At 75.2% G+C, this 2,850-nt stretch carries 3 protein-coding genes; 2 read left to right on the top strand and 1 reads right to left on the bottom strand.

Annotated features, from left to right (window positions below; genetic code table 11):
* Nucleotides 1-161: 161 nt before the first annotated feature.
* Nucleotides 162-1,658, bottom strand: coding sequence for a leucyl aminopeptidase (locus FK498_RS18290; RefSeq protein ID WP_141857087.1), 1,497 nt, complete (start codon nt 1,656-1,658; stop codon nt 162-164).
* Nucleotides 1,659-1,751: 93 nt separating this feature from the next.
* Here FK498_RS18290 and cysQ point away from each other — a divergent pair, with 93 nt between their 5' ends.
* Together cysQ and FK498_RS18280 are read left to right on the top strand one after the other, a co-directional pair.
* Entirely contained in the window at nt 1,752-2,513 is a 762-nt protein-coding gene (gene cysQ / locus FK498_RS18285) for a 3'(2'),5'-bisphosphate nucleotidase CysQ (protein WP_141857085.1), read from the top strand.
* Nucleotides 2,510-2,850 (top strand): L-threonylcarbamoyladenylate synthase (locus FK498_RS18280; RefSeq protein WP_202614925.1); only part of this gene is annotated, 341 nt, incomplete at its 3' end. The genes cysQ and FK498_RS18280, both read left to right, overlap by 4 nt.

Here is a 2,850-nt window from a genome sequence, read left to right as displayed (position 1 = left end):
GCGGCGACCTCGTCCACGCGGCCTGCGAAGCCGATCGCCTGCGCGAGACCGTCGGCCGCCGCCTCCGCCTCGGTCAGCAGCCGCGCCCGGGCCCCGTGTTCGGGGCGCGGGCGGCGGCGGAACCGGACCGTCAGCATCGCGCGCGGCCGGCGCGGTCGGGCTCAGCGCGTCTCGTGGTGGTCGGCGACCAGCCGGTCGAGCAGCCGCACGCCGAAGGCGGTCGCCCCCTTGGGCACGCAGGGCTTGTCCTTGCTGCTCCAGGCCGTGCCGGCGATGTCGAGATGCGCCCAGGGCTTGCCGTTGACGAAGCGCTGCAGGAACTGTGCCGCGGTGATCGCGCCTGCGGGCCGTCCGCCGATGTTCTTCATGTCGGCGATGTCGGACTTCAGAAGCTTGTCGTAGGCCTCGCCGAGCGGCATGCGCCACACCTGCTCGCCGGTCGCCTGGCCGGCGGCGATCAGCGTCTGCGCGAGCGCGTCGTCGTTCGCGAACAGCCCGGCGTTCTCGTGGCCGAGGCTCACCACGATCGCGCCCGTGAGCGTGGCGAGATCGACCATGAAGGCGGGATCGAACCGCTCCTGGCAGTACCAGAGCACATCGGCCAGCACGAGCCGGCCTTCCGCGTCGGTGTTCAGCACCTCGACGGTCTGGCCGGAATAGGTCTTCACGACGTCGCCCGGCCGTTGCGCCGTGCCCGAGGGCATGTTCTCGACCAGCCCGACCAGGCCGACCGCGTCCACCTTCGCCTTGCGGCCGGCGAGCGCCGCCATCAGTCCGATCACGGTCGCCGCGCCGGCCATGTCGGTCTTCATCTCCTCCATGCCCTGGGCGGGCTTGAGCGAGATGCCGCCGGTATCGAAGGTGACGCCCTTGCCGATGAAGGCGAGCGGCCGGGCCGCCTTGGCGCCCTTCCTGCCCTTCGCCGCCGGACCGGCGCCATGCCACTGCATCACCACCAGGCGCGGCTCGTTCGCCGAGCCCTGGGCGACGCCGAGCAGCGCGCCGAAGCCGAGCTTCCTCATCTCCTTCGGCCCCAGCACCTCGACCTCGAGCCCGAGCTTCGCCAAGCCGCGGCAGCGTTCCGCCATCTCCGCCGGGGTGAGCACGTTCGGCGGTTCGGTGACGAGTTCGCGGGCGAGGAACACGCCCTCGGCCACCGCCTTCAGCGGCGCCCAGGCGGCGCGCGCCTTCGCCGCATCCGCATGGGCGAGCGCGAGCCGCGCGAGCTTCGGCCTGTCCTCGGCCTTCTCCCTGGTGCGGTAGCGGTCGAAGCGCCAGGCGCGCAAGCTCGCGCCGAGCGCCGCCTCGGCCGCCTGCACCGGCGCGACCGGCCCGGCATCCAGCACGGCCTCCGGCTCGGCAGCGAGCGCGGCCGCCGCCGTGCCGGCCGCCTCCTCGGTCGCCCGGCCCGCCGCCTCCTCGCGCTTGCCGAGCCCGACCACCACCACGCGCGACAGCCCGGCACCGGGCGCGAGGATCGTCACGGTCTCGTTCTTCTTGCCCTTGAACGAGGCGGCGGCGAGCGCACGGCCGAGCGCGCCCGCGGTCGCCTGATCGGCAGCCGCACCCAGCCCGGCGAGCGCCTCGCCCTCGCCCACCAGCAGCGCGAGCGCGCCCTTCTCCGGCAGGGCGGGCTTGGCGAAGGTGATCTCGAGCATGCGGGGAATCCTCGGGAGTTGCGTGGGCGGCGGCGGACTGTAGCAAGGGTGGCCTGCTTTGCCATGCCCGCGTCTCGGGGCTAACACCGCGGCATGACCGATCCGCAAGCCCTCGAGCTCGCCGCCCGCCTCGCCCGCGAGGCTGCCGCCGCGATCATGGCGGCGCGCCGTGCCGGCGTGACGGTGGCGCGCAAGCAGGACCGCACGCTGGTGACCGAGGCCGACCACAGGGCGGAGGCGCTGATCGTCGCCGGGCTGCGCGCGGCGACGCCGGAGATCCCCGTGATCGCCGAGGAGGAGATCGCCGCCGGCCGGGCCGAGCGGCCGGGCGTCCGGTTCTGGCTGGTCGACCCGCTCGACGGCACGCGCGACTTCGCCGCCGGGCGGGACGAGTTCGCGGTCTGCATCGGCCTGGTCGAAGACGGCCGGCCGGTGCTCGGGGCGGTGGCGCTGCCGGCGACCGGCGAGATCTTCCTCGGCCAGGTCGGCAGGGGCGCCTGGAAGCAGGACGCCGCCGGACGCCGCCCGATCGCCGCACGCCGGCCGCAGCCGGAGGGGCTGATCGTGTTCGCCTCGCGCCATCACGCCGACGATCCGCGCCTCGCCCGCTATCTCGCGGACCTGCCGGTCGCGCGCGTGCTGCACGCCGGCTCGGCGCTGAAGTTCTGCCGCGTCGCCGAGGGTGCGGCCGACCTCTATCCGCGCTTCGGCCGCACCATGGAATGGGACACCGCCGCCCCGCAGGCGGTGGTCGAGGCAGCCGGCGGGTCGGTGCGCACGGCGGACGGCGCCCCGCTCCGCTACGGCAAGCCCGGCTTCGCCAACCCCGACTTCATCTGCCGCGGCGCCCCGTGACCGAGCGCCTGCCCCCCGACCCCGCCGGCATCGAGGAGGCGGCGCGGCTCCTGCGCGCCGGCCGGCTGGTGGCACTTCCGACCGAGACCGTCTACGGCCTCGCCGCCGACGCGACCGAGGCGCGCGCGGTCGCGGCGATCTATGCGGCGAAGCGGCGCCCGCGCTTCAATCCGCTGATCGCGCACCTGCCGGAGCCCGACGCCGCCCTCGCCCTCGGGATTGCAGATGCGCGCGCCCGCGCGCTCGCCGCCACCCTCTGGCCGGGGCCGCTGACGCTGGTGCTGCCGGCCGCGCCGGACTGCCCGGTCGTGCCGCTGGCGCGCGCCGGTCTCGTCAC

It is taken from the genome of Elioraea sp. Yellowstone, from assembly GCF_006704265.1.
Taxonomy (GTDB): Bacteria; Pseudomonadota; Alphaproteobacteria; order Acetobacterales; family Acetobacteraceae; genus Elioraea.
Note: the sequence above shows the minus strand (reverse complement) of the source record. Positions and strands in the feature narration are given on the sequence as shown.